A 16549-nucleotide genomic window follows, 5' to 3' on the forward strand; every position below is an offset into this window, starting at 1 on the left:
ACTTTTTGCCTTTACTTGAATATACATCAACCTGGTAATTCATGCTATTCTTTGTCAACGATTCGCGATTTTCCTTTACTGCACCGTTCGAGAATTGATTTGTTTCCTTTTGTGTAAACGAGCCCATGACACAACCGTTACAATAGAGTCATAGAGAGCGGATCGGGATGGGAGGAGGGGCTGCATGAGAAAAAAAACCTGGCACAGAATCGCGCTTGCAGTGGTTTGTATGATGGCGATTCTATTTATGACGTGCCCGACTGAAGACGATTATCGGAAGTGGCTGGAAGATGAGCACGGGATCATTTGCACTGGCAATAGTCTTGAAGATACGTGCCAGCAAGTTTGTAAGGGCGCGCCACGAAATATAACGTGGCAAGCGACCTGGGAGCAGGATACCGGGATTTATGTGAGGCGAGTGGACCGATACACCTATGAACAAGCGGGGGAGCTTGTGCTCTCGTCTTGGGGATTCTTGAAGCATTTTTTTGCATTGAGCTGATCGTGGGAGTCGTTGGCCCCAAACACAACAAAGGGACAAACAGCTGCAGAAGCGTGCTTGTCCCTTTTGCGCCTACAACGATAGTGGAGGAAGCGTCTTGCCTGTTTCCAGCAAGCTTTTCAAATTGCTCAAAATAGCTGGCCAACCATTGTTGATCCCCTCAAACGTATCATCGCGATCCACGATGTCCTGTGGAAGCAAATTTTCGTGAACGAGCGTCAGTTTGACGATCGAATCCATCTGCTTCAAGGTGAAGGTGACGCGTGACGGTTCATCGCGTTCGGACTGATCCGCAACATAATTCCAGGTGAATGACAACAGGCGGTGCGGTTCACAGGCAAGGATGATTCCGTGATCTGTGACTTCCCCATTCCGCGAATAGGCCACTTTGGACCCGATTTGCCAGTCGGACGCGATGCTCGTGCCGAAAAAATACGCTTCCGTATACGCGCTTGCTGTCAGCGCCTCCCAAAGCTTTTCAGGAGTTGTTGCGATGTACGTGGCATAAACAAATGATAAGTTCGCCATGACAATCCTCCTTACGACAACTGAATGATTTCGTCATGTATCAAGTAGCCAAATGGCTGGGGCACTGGATGTGGTCAATATTTTTTCGCATCTTGCGAAAATAAGGTGCGGAGCTTGGCATAAAGACGTATTGGCAGGCTGGGGAAGACGAAGGCAAGCTCGCCTGGAGCGAGGCTTGGGATATCATCAGGCGTTTCGATAGTAAAGTCGAGCTCCATCTGTTTGAGCGCATCGGAATATTGTTTGGCTTCAGCCCAGTTGATGACGAAGAACATTGATTTTTTCACACAGCGGCCTCCTTTTTTCACTATTGTAGCAAAGGAAGGCCGATTCGGGCTATGAAACGTTCGTGATTTACATTTTCATCGATTCTTTCGCGGTTGAATGGGCAAGCGGCACGCTCGCTGTCTTGCGCGAGCGCAGCAGGAAGGCGGTGAGCAGCAAGCCGAGTCCGTTGATGATGAAGACGACGCGGATCGGGATCAGTCCGCCCAGCATACCGCCGATTACAGGGCCGAGCATGGTTGCCATTTGGGTGGCGGATTGATTCAAGCTGAACGCTCTGCCGCGGAATTCCGGTTCCGTCACTTTGACGATCGTCGCATTAATGGAGGGGTACACCGCTGCGAAAAACAATCCATATACAAATCGAAGGATTCCGAAGCCGATCAAGTTGGAGACGAAAAATTGCAGCAGGTTGCCGAGCGCACCGCCGAGCAAGCCAATGAACAAAATTTTGTTGTAGCCGTATTTCGTTCCCAGTTTGCCCCAACGTGGCGCTGCCAAAACCGTCGCTACGCCGACTGCTGAGAAGATGATGCCGGAATGGAGGGACGCGTTTTCCTGAGACGTGCCCATTTGCATCACATATACCGTCAATAGCGGCTCCAGCAGCATGACAGACATCGTCACGATCATAACCAGTCCCATGAGTCCAATGAATGTCCGGTTGGACCAGGCAGTCTTCAAGTCGTCGAGCACATGCGAGCGTTCAGCAGACCGATTGAACGTGTGTTCTTTCGCGAAAAATGTCGCAATCAACGCCGCAACCAACACCACGAGACCTGAAAACAGAAACGCTTCGCGGTTGCCAAACCAGTGGCTGACGAATCCGCCGATCAACGGGCCAACGATCCCGCCGGTCGCACCGGCTGTCGCCATAATCCCAAGCGCGTAGCCAACGTGCTTTTCCGGTGTGTTCGTGCCTACAAGCGCGATGGAGGCAGGCACATAACCGGCGAGCAAGCCTTGGAAGACGCGGAGTACGAGAAACCAGTACGGGTCCGTGACGAAATAATTCAGGAAATACAAAACAGCCAAGCTGTAGCCGGATCGGATCAGCATTGGCTTTCGGCCATATTTGTCAGCGAGCGAACCCCAATACGGCGAAATCAACGCGCTGGCGAGAAAGGTAATCCCAAACGAAATGCCTGCCCATGCTTCCAAATGCTCGTTGATCCCAAGCGAGGTGTGAAGAAAAATCGGTAAAAACGGGATGGAAATCGAATAGGCGGTGCTACAGAAAAACACACCTGTCCACAAGACAATGAGGTTACGCTTCCATGAAAAAGACATGAGTTTGTCACAACCTTTACAAAATAAAGCAGGAATTTTAATACGTGATTTACATTCTACCACTTGATGCTTGTATTGACCAATCAAGAAAATTGAATTTAGTAAAGCATAAATGAAATTAATCACCAAAAAATACCATTTTGAGATATGGAAATTGACAATTCAGAAAAGCTATCATACAATTTTTGCAGGTTTTGCCTGGATCAGTCGTAGAAAAAATCAGCATTCGCCTGTCACGTTTTTGCCTTCATTACGTCTATATGGTAGAAGAGCGCAAAACCATTCATCGCAGCGGGCCATTGCTTGCGATGCCGACTGAAGAAAGGGTAAATCAAACGTATGTCTTACGAAAATTTGCTTTCACTGATTCAACAATTTGGCTATGCCGCATTGTTTTTCTCCTTGTGGCTGGGGATTGTCGGCATGCCGATTCCCGATGAAGTGGTCGTGATGACAGGTGGCGCGGTGACATCCAGCCACCTATTGGAGCCGGTGCCTGCCTTTCTGCTGACGTATTTGGGTGTCATTTCGGGCTTGTCCCTTGGGTATTTTTTAGGACGTTATGTAGGCACACCGATCATGGACAAGTTGCGCAAGAAGCGGAAAATGGAAACATACATCGCGTTTTCAGAAAAGCTGGTCGTCAAATACGGCAGCTTCGCGCTTTGTATCAGCTACTTTTTCCCGATTGTCCGTCACGTCATGCCGTACCTTGTTGGGATCAACAAAATGACGTTTCGCCGGTATGCACTGTATTCGTATACGACTGGTTTCGTTTGGACGCTGGTGTTCTTCATTGTTGGCCGCTTCGTCGGCAACCATGTGCAGGAAGTCGGGACGATGGTTCACGACTATGGCATGATGCTGCTGTGGATCCCGGTTGTCATTGCAATCGGCTACGGCTGCTATTACTATGTGCGTACGCGAAAAGTCTTGTAGAACCGTGACGATCAATTGTGCAAACAGTAGAATTGCAAGTGAACATGAAAAAGCTCCCCAGATATTTTCTGTGGAGCTTTTTGTACGAGAAAAATTGTGTGTAGCGGAGGAGGTTGTAAAATGAAAGAACACGTATGGATCGAAAGTAGGGGAAAACGTTTATCCGCGATGCTGCATCAGCCAGATCAGCGTGAAACGACCGCAATCGTCATCATGTGTCATGGCTTCACCGGGGAAAAGGTCGGAGGTGGTCAACGGTATCTCCAACTCGCCAATGCAATGGAAGGGGCAGGCTTTGCCGTGATCCGGTTCGAGTACGCTGGATCGGGGGAAAGTGAAGGCACGTTTGCGGAAGATACGTCGGTCAGTGGCTGGAAAGAAGATGTGCACAACGTGATTGAGTGGACGGTAGGGCAGCCAGCATATTGCGAGTCGTCGATTTTTCTGCTCGGGCACAGCTTGGGTGGATGCATTTCGTTGACTTATGAGGACACGGAAAAGCGAATTGCTGGCAGAATTGCACTTGCTCCGGAGGTGGAGCCGGCAGTCAATTATCGCGAACGTATCATTGGTCCCGAGCTATGGGAAAAATCGCTTGCCGGCGAGACGATTTCGCATTTTTATGGTTCTTCTTATACGCTGCAGCCGCAGCTGGTGCAAGATTTGGCAGCAAAAAAGCACACGGCACTAACCGCATGCCATTCGTATGACTGCCCGCTCTTATTGGTACACGGTACAGCAGATACGGCGATTCCGTATGCCTCTACCCAGCAACTGGCGGAAACGTACCAAGGACCGGTTCAGTTGGAGCTGATCGAGGACGCTGATCATGGTTTTTCCCGTCATCTGGATGTGGTGAAAGAGCTGCTCATCGAATGGCTACATACTCACGCGTGATGAGGCGGTGGCGAGTGTGAAAAGTTTTCCACGTTGCGTCGAGGAGGAAATCATTCACGGATGCAGAAGTGAAAGGGCATGCAATCATTCAATCATGAGGCACATAAAGGAAGGAGTCGTTTCCATGCAAGCGGAACGATTTGTACGCGAATCCCGTACATTTAAAGCGAGTCATGTGTTGCCGCCCGATACAAACAATCACAATACATTGTTCGGCGGTAAGCTGATGGCGCATATCGATGATGTCGCAGCGATTTCTGCGATGAAGCACGCGAGAGGCCCTGTTGTCACGGCCTCGACTGATTCGGTCGATTTTTTGCAGCCGATTCGGGTGGATTATGAAGTGTCGCTTGAAGCTTTTGTCACCTGGACGCACAACACTTCGATGGAGGTTTTCGTCAAAATCGTCTCTGAAGATTTGCATACGGGGGAACGGACCGTGTGCGCAACCTCGTTTCTGACGTTCGTAGCGATCGGGAAGGATGGCAAGCCGACAAAAGTTCCGAAAGTCATCCCGGAAACCGAGGAAGAGAAGTTTTTGCACCAAAATGCAGCCGAGCGGGCCGAAGCGCGTAAACAACGGCGGATGCGCAGTAAGCATTTGGCTGACTTACTTGGAACTAGGCGGCCGTGGGAACCAAAGGAATAATGCGAAAAAACCTCATCGATGCAGGAGGGATCGACTTCCTCCAAACGATGAGGTTTTTACTGTTTATTGAACGATTTTGTTACGCAGTGCGATGGCAACCGCTTGTGTCCGGTCATCGACACCCATTTTTTGCAAAATGCGGTGCACATGGGTTTTGACGGTCCCTTCGGAAATGAATAAATTTTGCGCGATTTGCTCGTTGCGGTATCCGTAGGTGAGCTGCTGGAGCACATCCTTTTCCCGATCAGTCAAATCCTCCAGCAGCGTATATTCTTCATTTTGACTATCCGTAGCGAACGTATTGTTGGAATGTAGCACTTCCGCGAGAGCCTGTGCGGCCGTTTCCGTCCGAAACAATGCCTCACCCTGATACGCGCGGCGGATTAATTCCAACATTTCCAGCGAATCCGCGTCTTTGAGCATGTAACCGACAGCACCTGCCCGGATGCCTTCGACCACATATTCCTGGATGTCAAAGGTGGTCAAAATCAGCACTTTGACGCCAGGCGAGCTGCGAATGATCTGACGAGTCGCTTCAATGCCCGAGCATTTTGGCATCTGCACATCCATTAAGATGACATCTGGTTTCACTTTCTCCACGAGCTCGATCGCTTCCAGGCCGTCAGACGCTTCGCCGACCACTTCCATTTCCGGCTGCATTTTGATCACATAGCCGAGCCCTTGCCGTATCATCGTCTGGTCATCTACCAGGACGACTCGTATTTTCCGTTGGTCGTTCTCTTGGGTCATCGTTGCATTCTCCCTTCTGCAGGCTTGGTTCGGTGCGGAACCGCGATATCGATTTGGAAGCCGTGCGGTTCGCGCGCGAAATAGGTGACTTTGCCATTGATTTTTTTGATGCGCTCAACCATGCCTTTCAAGCCGAAGCCAGGTGTCCATTCGTCCTTCGGGGTGATTTTTCCATTATCACGGATCGTCATGAACAAATAGTCTGCGTTTTGATCGAAACCGACGTGGAAATGGGTGGCCTCCGAATGGCGCAGCGCATTTGTTACCGCTTCCTGAATGACACGATAAAAGACAATCGTCATCTCTTTGGTTAACGCTAGTTCTGGATCGTGCGTTAACAATTGGCACGACAGTCCTGTATTTTTTTGCGTCAGCGACAAAAATGCGCGGATCGGGGACATCCCCAATGCGGTGTTGTCGCTTGCCAGGGTGTGGACGGAGCTGCGGATATTTTCCAGTCCCTTTTTGGCAACATCGAGCATGTTGGTGACAGCCTCCTGCGCATCGGTAGGACCATCTTTTAGCATGTATTGCAAGGCGCGCATTTGCACGATGATGGAGGTCAGGCTATGGCCCAATTCATCGTGGATGTCGCGGGCGATTCTCGTCCGCTCTTCCAGCACAGCTACCTGCATCGTGTTGACGGAAGCTTCCTGTAGCTCCGCATGTGTTTCCTGCAGCTCTTGATGCGCTTCCTGCAGCTCAGCTAGGTGAATCTGGTTTTGCCGATAGGCTTCCGTCTGAATGCGGTAGCCGCGCGCTCCACTGAAGATACCGGCAAATGTAAGAAGAAACGGAATGATTTCCAAATACTTGTGGTGGATCAAGAATAGCAGTACGGCTGTCGTCACGCCGAAAAACGCTGCGATCCAGAACGCCTCTTTTCCTAAAATGCGCAGCCCGATAAAAATTGCGAGCATGATGATGAGCCCGAAGCCCTCATCTCCCCAAAAGACCCCTTTAATTAAGGTAAGGACACCGACGGTATAGACGGCGAACCGGAGCAAAGCGGGGTTGCGGCGATGCTGAGGGATCAGGAACATCCCCATGTATACGGCAAACAGCACGAAGGAAGTCAACAGCTGCATGGCGTTTTTGGATGCAAACGCGTTGGGTAACCATGCCAGAAGCATGAGAATGAAAAACCAGATCGGCGTCACATGCCTGTTCATGTAAGCAGAGATTGTTTCAAACACGCAAATCCTTCTTTCTTAAACGGTTTGTTGCCTTATCTTCCATTCTATCATGGGGTGTCATCTAACTCTAGATAGAGCCGCTCATCTCACTTTCTACACCTAGCGGTAGACGTCACTATTTCCATTTCTCATTACAATTAGGATCGAGCAAGTATTCCTTAATCCGAAGGATGTGTGTGGAAAGGTATGTAGAATGGAGGGCTTTGATGGAGGAATTAATACGGCTCGCAAAGCTCTTGCGGGAGGCGAGTGAGCTATTTTCGAGTAAATCCAATCAAGAATTGGATACGTCGGATATCACTTGGCAGCAAGTTCTCATCTTAGAGCAAATTGTACAGAATCCAAAAACCATCGGTGAGATCAGCAAGGCGGTCGAGATGCCGTACAGCACCATTTCTGGGCTTGTGGATCGATTGGAACGGGAAAATCTGGTCAAGCGAGTGCGTGATGAACACGACCGGCGCATGATTTGGGTGGCGCCCACGGAGCGTGTCAGTTTGTCATGCAGTACAACCGGGAATCGTTCCAACAGCAAGAAACGGGCATCTAGTTGAAATAAGAGAGGTGAGTCAGTTTGAATTTGTCTGAGATTTCGATCAAGCGTCCCGTCACCATTATCATGTTGACGATCGCGATGCTGATTTTTGGTGCGATATCGCTGCCGCGGCTGCCGATTGACCTGATGCCGGAGCTGAATTTTCCGGTTGCGGTCGTCGTGACTTCAGTCGATGGAGGGGCATCACCGAGTGAGGTTGAGAAGCTAGTAACGAAGCCGATCGAGTCAGCGCTAGGAACCGTTGCCAATCTGGATAGCATTCAATCCGTTTCAATACAGGGTGCTTCGCAGGTTATCCTCATGTTTAACTGGGGAACTGACCTCGACCAAGCGACCCTCGATATGCGTGACAAAGTAGACCGCATTCGCGGCATGCTGCCGGATACGGCCAATTCGCCGCGCGTTCTACGCATTGACCCGAACAGCCAGCCGATCATGAACTACGCCTTAACCGGCGAAACCGATGTGAACAAGCTGAAAAAGTTGGCGGAAGATACGATTCAGCCGCGCCTGGAGCGCATTGACGGGGTTGCCTCCGCTGCCTTGAATGGTGGTCAAAGTCGTGAGGTAGATGTCGTACTCGATCCAGCTAAAGTAGCCGCTTACGGTCTTTCCATCGAACAGATTCAGCAAGCCATCGGCAGCAGCAACCAGTCTGGCTCGGCCGGCTCGGTTCGTGAAGGGGACGGCAAGCTGAACATCCGCGTGCAAGGCGAGTTCGCCAATGTTGAACAAATCGCCCTGACGCCGATCTCTGTGGGCAATGGCTCCACAATTCGTTTGAAAGATGTGGCGGATGTCAAAGACACGTTGTCTGAGATCAGCCAGCTGAGCTATGTGAACGGCAAACCGAGCTTGGGCATCTCCATTACCAAAGCTTCCGGCGGGAATACCATTGAGGTAGCCGATCAGGTTAAAGCCGAGATTGCTGACATTCAAAAACAACTGCCAACAAACGTAAAAATTACATCAACACTTGATTCATCCAAATACATCAAAGACTCGATCTACACGACCGCAGAGCATGCTCTCTTGGGGGGATTGTTCGGGATCATCATCCTGTTCTTCTTCCTCGGCAGCTTCTCGTCGATGTTGATCGCCATCATCGTACTGCCGGTCTCGGTTGTCGCAACGTTCTTGCTGATGTACATGACCGGACAGACGATCAACTTGATTTCACTATCCGGTTTGACGCTGGGGTTAGGTTCTCTGGTTGACTTCGCCGTCGTTATTTTGGAGAACATTTTCCGTCAGCGTGAACAGGGCAAAGGCATGATGGAAGCGGCGCTGGTCGGCGCCAAAGAAGTGGGGACAGCGGTTATGGCATCCGCACTGGCGCAAATTTGCGTATTCTTGCCAATCGCGCTTACCCAAGGGATCGCATCCGAGCTGTTCGGTCCACTGGCACTCACCGTCGTGTATTCGCACATCGCGGCGCTTGTCTTCTCAATCATGCTGGTGCCGATGCTCAGCTCCCGCATTTTGAAGAAAGTGCCAAATCACGCCGATCACACCGGTTACCGTGGGTTCAATCCGATCATTTGGTTCAACCTGTGGTTCCGCAAAGTGGAGATTTTCTATCAAAAAGCGCTCAAATGGGCTTTGGGTCACCGGAAAACCGTATTCACTGCAACCGTGATCCTTTTGGTCGGTTCTTTGGCTATGACCCCTATGCTTGGTGCCGAGTTCATCCCAAGCATGGATGAAGGACAAATCAACATCACGATTAAAATGCCAAACGGCACGATGCTCGCAGAAACAGAAAAAACGACCAAAGAAGTGGAAAGCATCGTATCCCAGTATAAAGAAGTGGAAGTTATGTCCTCCTCCATCGGGATGGGCGGCTCCGCGGTTGTTGCGACTGCTTCTTCCAATCGCGCGACCGTCACCGCCATGCTGGTGGATGTGACCAAGCGAAATCGCTCGACGTCTGACATTTCACAGGAAATGCTGAAAAAACTGGCGCACATCCCGGGAGCGGACATTACCGTTGCCACAACGCAAGGCTTCTCCACAGGTTCACCGCTGCAAATCACGCTGCGAGGCGATGATTTGGCTGTCTTGAAAGACATCAGCTCTGTTATGAAAGATGAAGTTAAAAGCGTTAAAGGGACGACAAACGTCGCGACCAGCTTGGATGAAACCCAACAAGAATACTCGGTTGCCGTCGATGCGGAAAAAGCGAGTATGTACGGTCTGACAACAGGCCAGATCGTGTCCAGCGTCCGCACCGCGTTCCAAGGGCAAACCGTCACGAAATACCGTACAGGCGACGATGAAGTCGATGTGCGGATCAAAATGCCTGAAGGCTTCCAGGAAGACATCAACTACCTGAAAAACTATCGCATCTCGGCTCCGGGCGGCGCGCAGGTTGCCATCTCCGATGTTGCGAAAATCTCGAAGGTCGACGTGCCAATGACAATCAACCGTTCCAACCAAACGCGTGAGGTCAAAATCACCTCTGATTTGGCTGGACGTGACCTGAATTCGGTTAGCTCGGAAGTCAAAGCAAAACTGGATAAATTGACATTGCCAGATGGCTATACCATCGATTTCGGCGGTCAGAGCAAAGACATGGCGGAATCGTTCGGCAGTCTTGGTCTGGCAATCATCTTGTCCGTCGTGCTGGTGTACATGGTTATGGCTGCGCAGTTCGAATCGTTCTATAGCCCGTTCATCATCATGTTCTCCATTCCGCCAACGATTACGGGTGTTATCCTCGGTCTGTTCGTTACCGGCACACCGCTGTCCGTAACTGTCTTGATCGGGTACATTTTGCTGGTCGGTCTGGTCGTGAACAACGCGATCGTGCTGATCGACTACATCAACCAGCTGCGTGCAAAAGGGATGGAACTGCGCGAAGCGATCCTGGAAGCAGGACCGATTCGTCTGCGTCCGATCTTGATGACGACGCTGACCACGATATTGACCATCGGACCTCTTGCTGTCGCGAGCGGCTCTGGTGGCGAAACGCAAAAACCGATGGCGATCACCGTAATTTTCGGTCTCAGCTTCGCGACACTCATCACCTTGATCTTGGTACCAGTCGTCTTCTCATGGTTCGATGACCGCGGCAAAAAGAGACGGGAGAAAAAAGAGAAGAGAAGACTGAAAAAATTGCAGAAACAAAACAAAGGAACCGTCGTAGAAGCATAGAGCGGGTTTTTGAAAGGGAGGGAGACCATGAACGTGAATAAAAAAGGTATCGCATTGATTCTCGCGGCCGTGCTGGTGACAGCAGGCTGCGCGAGCAAGGAAGCGGCAGGACCGGCAGAAGCACCGGCTGCCCCGACACCAGTCCAAGTCGAAGCGGCGAAAATGGGTCTAGTGACATCGGAGGCAGGTTTCTCGGCGAAGCTTGCACCAAGCGAAGAGGTCCAAGTTAGCCCAAAAGTCACCGGCAAAATCACTACGCTGCCTGTTAAGCTGGGACAATATGTGAAGCAAGGCGACTTGCTCTTCCGTTTAGATGAACAAGACATCCAAAACTCGATTGCGCAGGCGGAAGCTTCCTACAAGCTGTCGCAAGCGAGCTTGAATCAAGCGAAAAACAGCTCCAGCCAAGGCTTGGAGCAAGCCAAAAACAGCCTGAAGCAGGCGGAACAAGGTTTGTCTGATGCACAGGTGAACCTGCAGCGTATGCAGCAGTTGTTCAAAGAAGGCGCGATCTCCACGCAACAATTCGAACAGGCGCAAACCAGTTTGAACAATGCGCAGACAGCGTATGACAACGCGCGAGAGTCGTATCAATCCGCAGAGCAAATGAGCAACATCCAAGTGTCGGAAGCATCGGTGAAGCAGTCGGCAGTCAGCTTGCAGAATGCCCGCGAGCAACTGGCGAACGCTGTTGTCACAGCACCGATCAGCGGCTATGTCTCTTCGGTCAAAGGAGCAATCGGCCAATTCGCTTCTCCACAAGGGCCTGTTGTGGTGTTAGTCAATACCAATCCGCTGATCGTGAAAGCGAATCTGTCGGAAGCGGAGATCACAACAGTTAAAGTAGGTTCCGCAGCGAAAGTGAACGTTACGTCATTGAACAAACAGCTGGATGCAAAAGTGACGGCGGTCAGCCCTGTGATGGATTCCATGCTCAAAGCATATCCGATCGAGATCACCATTCCGAATCCGTCCAATGAGCTGAAGGCAGATATGGTTGTCAATGTGACGTTCCAAGGCCAAAATGCTGGCAAGGCGCAAAAACTGATCGTTTCCCGCAAAGCTGTATTTGATCGTGATGGGAAGCAAAATGTGTTTGTCATCAACGGGGATGTTGCCAAAGAGGTAGAGGTAACAACAGGTGACAGCTCCAGCGACGATATCGAGGTGCTCACGGGAATTTCCCAAGGGGATCAGGTCGTCGTCAAAGGACAAACGCTGCTGAAAGACGGCAGCAAGGTAACGATCGCGAAATAAACAAAAGAGCGATTCGGGCGAAATAGAGTGGCGAAAAACCTAGGGCAGCTAGCCTAGGTTTTTCGCCATTACGTACATATCATTTCGGTTAATCAGTCTGCGGTTCATAGATACCGTGCAAGTACCAGTAGATTTGGTCATAAAGCGGACCGTCCGATTGATAAAGACTGACGAACGCCTGCTTTCTGCCGTTCTTGCCAAAGAACCAGCCACCCGAATACCACGCCAAGGGAGACGTTCGCATATATGGTCCGAACACGTTACCGGCTGGATCGGTCCCGCCAGTTGCGCCGAGCCTGAGATATTCCTGCAGCCGTGCGCGCTTGGCAGCATCATAGGTGACGCCCAAATCAAACTCGATTTCGACGCCTAAACCGTTTGCATAGCTTTGTACAGCTGCTGTTTCGATGAGCTGGGTTGGCTGGAAATAGTGGTTGGGCTGTAGGAAGGAGAGGGAGAAGCCGAGCTTTCGCCACTGGTCCCAGCCATTTGCTTGCTGATACGGTATCCAGAGAGAGTGCAGTAGCGACCCAGCGGCACATCGCGCACGGATCGCCCGATTGACGGCACGGATCACGGACCGGTCATCATTCGCGGGTCCTGTAAAATAGACACTTTCCTGGACCCAGTAAAAGCCCATTAAGCGAAGCTGACAGTCAAGAGAGGCAGTGTCCCATCGGGCGAGGAAGTCGTCCATCCAGCGGATGATTGCTCGAATCCGGTTCGCATCATCGCCGACAACGCTTGGATTCGGATAGGGCAAAGCAACCCAGACACGCGTCCATTCGGCAAAGCATGTTTTTTCATGCGCGATCCGAAGTGCATCCAGATTGCGCGTGCATAAGAAAAGCTCATCTGTATAAATCGTCCAGTCCGCGACTGTCGCTGGTGCTTGCTCATTGCGGGTCAAATAACGCGGCTCACCCTGCTCGTTTAACACGGCGAATGCGAGAAACAAGACATCTGTAAACATGCTCCCGTTGATGGTGCCGGTTTGCCGGTCAAGATGGGCAATGACCGGGAGCAGGTCACTAGGCTCCCAAAACTGGTACTGTGGAATGCTATCAGAACCGATGCTGTAACCGGTATAAGCGAGAAAGAGCTGGTTCACGCAGGAACAAGCAAGATTCGGATAAGGAGACATGATCGCTTCAACCCCGCTTTACGAGTGAAAAACATAAATGCACGCCACAGCATATGACACACCGCTTGCCAATTATACGCATGCGAAGAATTAACCCACTACCAATCGGACAAAATGTGAGAGTTCACATAGATCCACTTTACGTTAGGATGATGAGAATGGAAGGAATCGCTGCAAAAGTCAATCATAAACGAATGCGCAAGGCGCATCTGGTGCGCAGGGCGCTAGGTATTATCATCGGATCACTGCTGGTTTCAGTCGCGCTGGAAATCTTTTTGGTACCCAATAACATCATTGATGGAGGCATTACAGGTATCTCCATCATGCTGTCCCATCTCACCCATTTGCCACTCGGCTTGTTTCTGGTCGTGCTGAACTTGCCGTTTCTGTTTATCGGTTACAAGCAAATCGGGAAAACATTTGCGATCTCCACACTAATCGGGATCGTGATTATGTCGCTTGGCACGTCTTATCTGATACCTGTGCCGAGCTTTACGCAAGATAGCCTGCTCTCTGCGGTTTTCGGCGGAATTATCTTGGGGATCGGCGTTGGTTTGGTCATGCGTGCGGGCGGTTCGCTCGACGGAACCGAGATCGTCGCGATTTTACTTTCGAAAAAAACGCCGTTTTCCGTCGGGGAACTGGTTATGTTCTTCAATATTTTCATTTTAGGCAGCGCCGGGTTCGTATTCGGCTGGAACAATGCGATGTATTCGTTAATCGCGTACTATATCGCTACCAAAATGATCGATGTCACGATCGAAGGGCTTAACCAATCCAAGTCGGTTTGGATCATTAGCGACAATCCCGTTGAGATCGGGGATGCGTTGTCGGCCCGCCTCGGCCGTGGTGTCACCTATCTGGAAGGGGAGGGCGGCTATTCGGGTGACGTGAAGAAAGTCATCTTCTGCGTCATTACGCGAATTGAGGAAGCCAAGCTGAAAGCGGTCGTTGAGGAGATCGATCCGAGCGCATTTCTGGCGATCGGCAACATTCATGATGTGCGCGGCGGTCGATTCAAGAAAAAAGACATTCACTAGCAATAACCGCAATAGAAAAAGGACTTGGTGTATCAGCCAAGTCCTTTTCGCTGCTCACTAGACAGCGAAAGTAAAACGTATAAAGCCCGTCACGGTGTGTTAGCCAGATGTGGCCATAATGCAAATCAACGATATTTTTGCGATGGCCAGACCAAGTCCGGAACCAGGCAGGAGGCTGTCCTCGTTGCGCGAGTTCTCCGCACTTTCAGCAAAGCGACGGCTTTCAGGCCGTCTTCCGCCTCTGTGACCTAAAACCCTTCGTTGCGCAAATAAATGTGGAGGACGTCCCGGATGTCGGCGTAATCTTCAACCACAAGAATGTTTGGCTTCAATTCGGCTCGCATCTTTTTTGGCAAACGTACACGAAAGCGGGCGGAACATTGACAGGCACGAATTCAATTGAAAGCAAGTCAAAGCGATCGGACAGCTGTTTTTTCATTTGGTGGGAGTATTGAAACGCGATGAAAAGCCCGCCGGGTTTCAGTGTCGCATCGATCTGCTCCAAAATCCGGTCGCGAACTGCTTGCGGAAAATTGAAAAATGGCAGACCGCTCAAGATGCAATCGAGCTGTTCGATTCCTTCACGCAATAAGGCGGTTTCCAGTTGGCACGCATCTTCATAGACCGCATAGTCGGGGTATTGTCTTGCCAAGTGGGCGCGCAGCGTGTCGTCTTTTTCGAACAAGAGCACATGCTGCGGCTGGGGGCTTGTGGCAAGCAGGTGTTTCGTGATCGCCCCGGTGCCAGATCCGAGCTCGGCGATCGCCGTCACGTTTCCCCAAGGGACGGCATCGAGCATCGTTTTCGCCAAAAAGGGGGAGCTTGGTGTTACACTGCCGATTTGCTTTGGGAAGCGGATGAATTTATAGAGAAAGTAGAGACGCTCTTGGAGAGCAGCTGTCAGGTTAAGCATAAGAAAATCCCTCCTTGTTTTACCGTATCATCATAACGAATAAATCTAGAAAAAAAGTGAGGGATTTTCTTATTTTTTTCTTAAATGTTTGGAAATGTCAGAGGATCAGGCTGGCAAGAGCTGCAGCACGGAAAAAAAGTGGGCGGTTGATCCACCGAGCACGAACAGATGCCAGACGGCGTGATGAAACGTAAAGCCTCTCCATACATAAAAAATCGCGCCGACCGAGTACAGCACGCCACCGATAATGAGCAGCATGAGTCCGATCCCTTGCAAATGCATGGCAAGATCGTTCCAGGCAAAGATGATCAGCCACCCCATGACGACATACAGAAGCGTGGAAAGGAACAGAAATTTTTTCGCGAAAAAGCATTTGAACACAGTCCCGCCGACTGCCATTCCCCAGACGATACCGAACAACGTCCAGCCTAGCCAGCCTTTTACGGCGAGGAACAAAAATGGCGTGTACGTACCCGCGATGAAAAAGTAGATGGAGGAATGATCCATGACCTCGAAAACGTCTTTCGCTTTCCCTGTTGGCAGTGCATGCAGCATGGTGGAGGAGACGTACAACAAGAGCATGGTCACACCAAACAGGGTAAAGCTGACGACATGCCAAGCCGAGCCGAAGCGGGCGGCGAACGTGACCAAGAGGACGAGCGCAGGAATGCAGAGCAGTGCGCCGAGACCATGTGTGATTGAGTTGGCAACTTCTTCTGCTTTTGAGAAGACGTGTGTGCTAGCCATGACGACACTTCCTTGTGTGCGGCACCAAAATGGTGTCTGATTTTTCGTTAGTATAGCACAAAACGCCTTCCAATCCCTACCTGCTACGTGGCAGGAAAAAGGATTGTCGATCAGCCGGAGAACCAGTAAACTGGAAAAAACAGAGAAGAAATTGAAAAGCTGGAGGATGGAGAGTAGACGAATGATTACGAAAGTGGATGAATGGCAAATTGAACCGTATTTGGATTTGCTCGCTGCGGCTGAGCATGTCAGGCTGGATCGACGGCTTCCTGACCACGATGAATGGCTGCGCAACCGGGTCCACCTGCATTTTGCGAGAGGGGCGCAATTTTTTGGCTATCATGCGGAGGAGGAGTGTGAACCCACGGGGATCGTCGTGATTTTGCATGAAGAGGCGCCCAGTGGCATTCCGACGCTTGGCGCGAGGGGTGAGATTTTGGACATTGCGGTCAGCGAACAGCTCCGTCGGAAAGGTGTCGGGTCTATTTTGCTGGCACATGCGGAAAAAGTGTTGCGAGAACGCTGTGTCTACTGTATGTTTGCCATGACCGCGGCGGATGATTACGATGTCATTGCATTTTATGGGAAAAACGGGCTCGTTCCGGTCGCCACGCTGCCGGATGTGTACGGCCAAGGATATGAGGGGAATATTTTTTTGCGGAAAATCTTGCGGTAATCGCCAATTGAAGACATGAAAGCA

General features: G+C 50.7%; 17 protein-coding genes. 9 read left to right on the plus strand and 8 right to left on the minus strand.

All coding sequences use genetic code 11. The features are described from left to right. Positions 1 to 184: 184 nt before the first annotated feature. A complete protein-coding gene (locus EDM56_RS21035) occupies positions 185 to 502 on the plus strand; it encodes a hypothetical protein (RefSeq protein WP_122919879.1) in 318 nt (105 codons plus the stop codon). 72 nt (positions 503 to 574) lie between these two features. On the opposite strand, the gene EDM56_RS21040 is transcribed toward EDM56_RS21035, so the two are convergent. The 3 genes from EDM56_RS21040 to EDM56_RS21050 form a co-directional block, all read right to left on the minus strand. Continuing rightward, complete coding sequence (locus EDM56_RS21040) at positions 575 to 1030, minus strand: SRPBCC family protein (protein ID WP_122919880.1); 456 nt, start codon at positions 1028 to 1030, stop codon at positions 575 to 577. A 74-nt stretch (positions 1031 to 1104) separates the two neighbouring features. Continuing rightward, positions 1105 to 1317: a hypothetical protein gene (locus EDM56_RS21045; protein ID WP_122919881.1), complete on the minus strand. Its 213-nt coding sequence runs from the start codon at positions 1315 to 1317 to the stop codon at positions 1105 to 1107. A 67-nt stretch (positions 1318 to 1384) separates the two neighbouring features. Further along, on the minus strand, positions 1385 to 2731 hold the full coding sequence (locus EDM56_RS21050; RefSeq protein ID WP_483995138.1) for an MFS transporter: 1347 nt from the start codon (positions 2729 to 2731) through the stop codon (positions 1385 to 1387). Between the two features lie 213 nt (positions 2732 to 2944). On the opposite strand from EDM56_RS21050, the gene EDM56_RS21055 reads away from it, so the two are divergent. From EDM56_RS21055 to EDM56_RS21065, 3 genes are all read left to right on the plus strand, one after another. Next, a complete protein-coding gene (locus EDM56_RS21055) occupies positions 2945 to 3544 on the plus strand; it encodes a DedA family protein (RefSeq protein WP_122919882.1) in 600 nt (199 codons plus the stop codon). Between the two features lie 120 nt (positions 3545 to 3664). Next, complete coding sequence (locus tag EDM56_RS21060; protein ID WP_122919883.1) at positions 3665 to 4441, plus strand: alpha/beta hydrolase; 777 nt, start codon at positions 3665 to 3667, stop codon at positions 4439 to 4441. 124 nt (positions 4442 to 4565) lie between these two features. Further along, entirely contained in the window at positions 4566 to 5090 is a 525-nt protein-coding gene (locus EDM56_RS21065) for an acyl-CoA thioesterase (protein WP_122919884.1), read from the plus strand. A 63-nt stretch (positions 5091 to 5153) separates the two neighbouring features. Here the strand turns inward: EDM56_RS21065 and EDM56_RS21070 are convergent, their stop codons facing one another. Then, positions 5154 to 5840 carry a response regulator gene (locus tag EDM56_RS21070; protein WP_122919885.1) on the minus strand — a complete coding sequence of 229 codons (687 nt, stop codon included), beginning with the start codon at positions 5838 to 5840 and terminating at the stop codon, positions 5154 to 5156. After that, positions 5837 to 7036 (minus strand): sensor histidine kinase, encoded by a 1200-nt coding sequence (locus EDM56_RS21075; RefSeq protein WP_246009474.1) that lies wholly within the window; start codon positions 7034 to 7036, stop codon positions 5837 to 5839. The genes EDM56_RS21070 and EDM56_RS21075 overlap by 4 nt, the downstream gene beginning before the upstream one ends. A 206-nt stretch (positions 7037 to 7242) precedes the next feature. Between EDM56_RS21075 and EDM56_RS21080 the strand changes: the two genes are divergently transcribed. The 3 genes from EDM56_RS21080 to EDM56_RS21090 are packed head-to-tail and all read left to right on the plus strand — an operon-like array spanning position 7243 to position 12005. Then, positions 7243 to 7590, plus strand: a complete 348-nt coding sequence (locus tag EDM56_RS21080) for a MarR family winged helix-turn-helix transcriptional regulator (RefSeq protein ID WP_122919886.1) — start codon at positions 7243 to 7245, stop codon at positions 7588 to 7590. 20 nt (positions 7591 to 7610) lie between these two features. Beyond that, positions 7611 to 10748, plus strand: a complete 3138-nt coding sequence (locus EDM56_RS21085) for an efflux RND transporter permease subunit (protein ID WP_122919887.1) — start codon at positions 7611 to 7613, stop codon at positions 10746 to 10748. Positions 10749 to 10775: 27 nt separating this feature from the next. Continuing rightward, positions 10776 to 12005: an efflux RND transporter periplasmic adaptor subunit gene (locus EDM56_RS21090; protein WP_122919888.1), complete on the plus strand. Its 1230-nt coding sequence runs from the start codon at positions 10776 to 10778 to the stop codon at positions 12003 to 12005. An 88-nt stretch (positions 12006 to 12093) separates the two neighbouring features. On the opposite strand, the gene EDM56_RS21095 is transcribed toward EDM56_RS21090, so the two are convergent. Beyond that, positions 12094 to 13149 (minus strand): DUF4855 domain-containing protein, encoded by a 1056-nt coding sequence (locus EDM56_RS21095; RefSeq protein ID WP_122919889.1) that lies wholly within the window; start codon positions 13147 to 13149, stop codon positions 12094 to 12096. Between the two features lie 158 nt (positions 13150 to 13307). Here EDM56_RS21095 and EDM56_RS21100 point away from each other — a divergent pair, with 158 nt between their 5' ends. Next, positions 13308 to 14189: a YitT family protein gene (locus EDM56_RS21100; RefSeq protein WP_122919890.1), complete on the plus strand. Its 882-nt coding sequence runs from the start codon at positions 13308 to 13310 to the stop codon at positions 14187 to 14189. 328 nt (positions 14190 to 14517) lie between these two features. On the opposite strand, the gene EDM56_RS21110 is transcribed toward EDM56_RS21100, so the two are convergent. After that, on the minus strand, positions 14518 to 15102 hold the full coding sequence (locus tag EDM56_RS21110) for a class I SAM-dependent methyltransferase (protein ID WP_122919891.1): 585 nt from the start codon (positions 15100 to 15102) through the stop codon (positions 14518 to 14520). Positions 15103 to 15207: 105 nt separating this feature from the next. After that, the gene (gene trhA, locus EDM56_RS21115; RefSeq protein WP_122919892.1) at positions 15208 to 15849 is read right to left on the minus strand and encodes a PAQR family membrane homeostasis protein TrhA; all 642 of its coding nucleotides are present in this window, start codon (positions 15847 to 15849) and stop codon (positions 15208 to 15210) included. A 181-nt stretch (positions 15850 to 16030) separates the two neighbouring features. Here trhA and EDM56_RS21120 point away from each other — a divergent pair, with 181 nt between their 5' ends. Beyond that, positions 16031 to 16525, plus strand: coding sequence for a GNAT family N-acetyltransferase (locus EDM56_RS21120; RefSeq protein WP_183192538.1), 495 nt, complete (start codon positions 16031 to 16033; stop codon positions 16523 to 16525). The last annotated feature ends 24 nt before the right edge of the window (positions 16526 to 16549 follow it).

This window comes from Brevibacillus fluminis (assembly GCF_003710825.1).
Classification (GTDB): domain Bacteria; phylum Bacillota; class Bacilli; order Brevibacillales; family Brevibacillaceae; genus Brevibacillus_D; species Brevibacillus_D fluminis.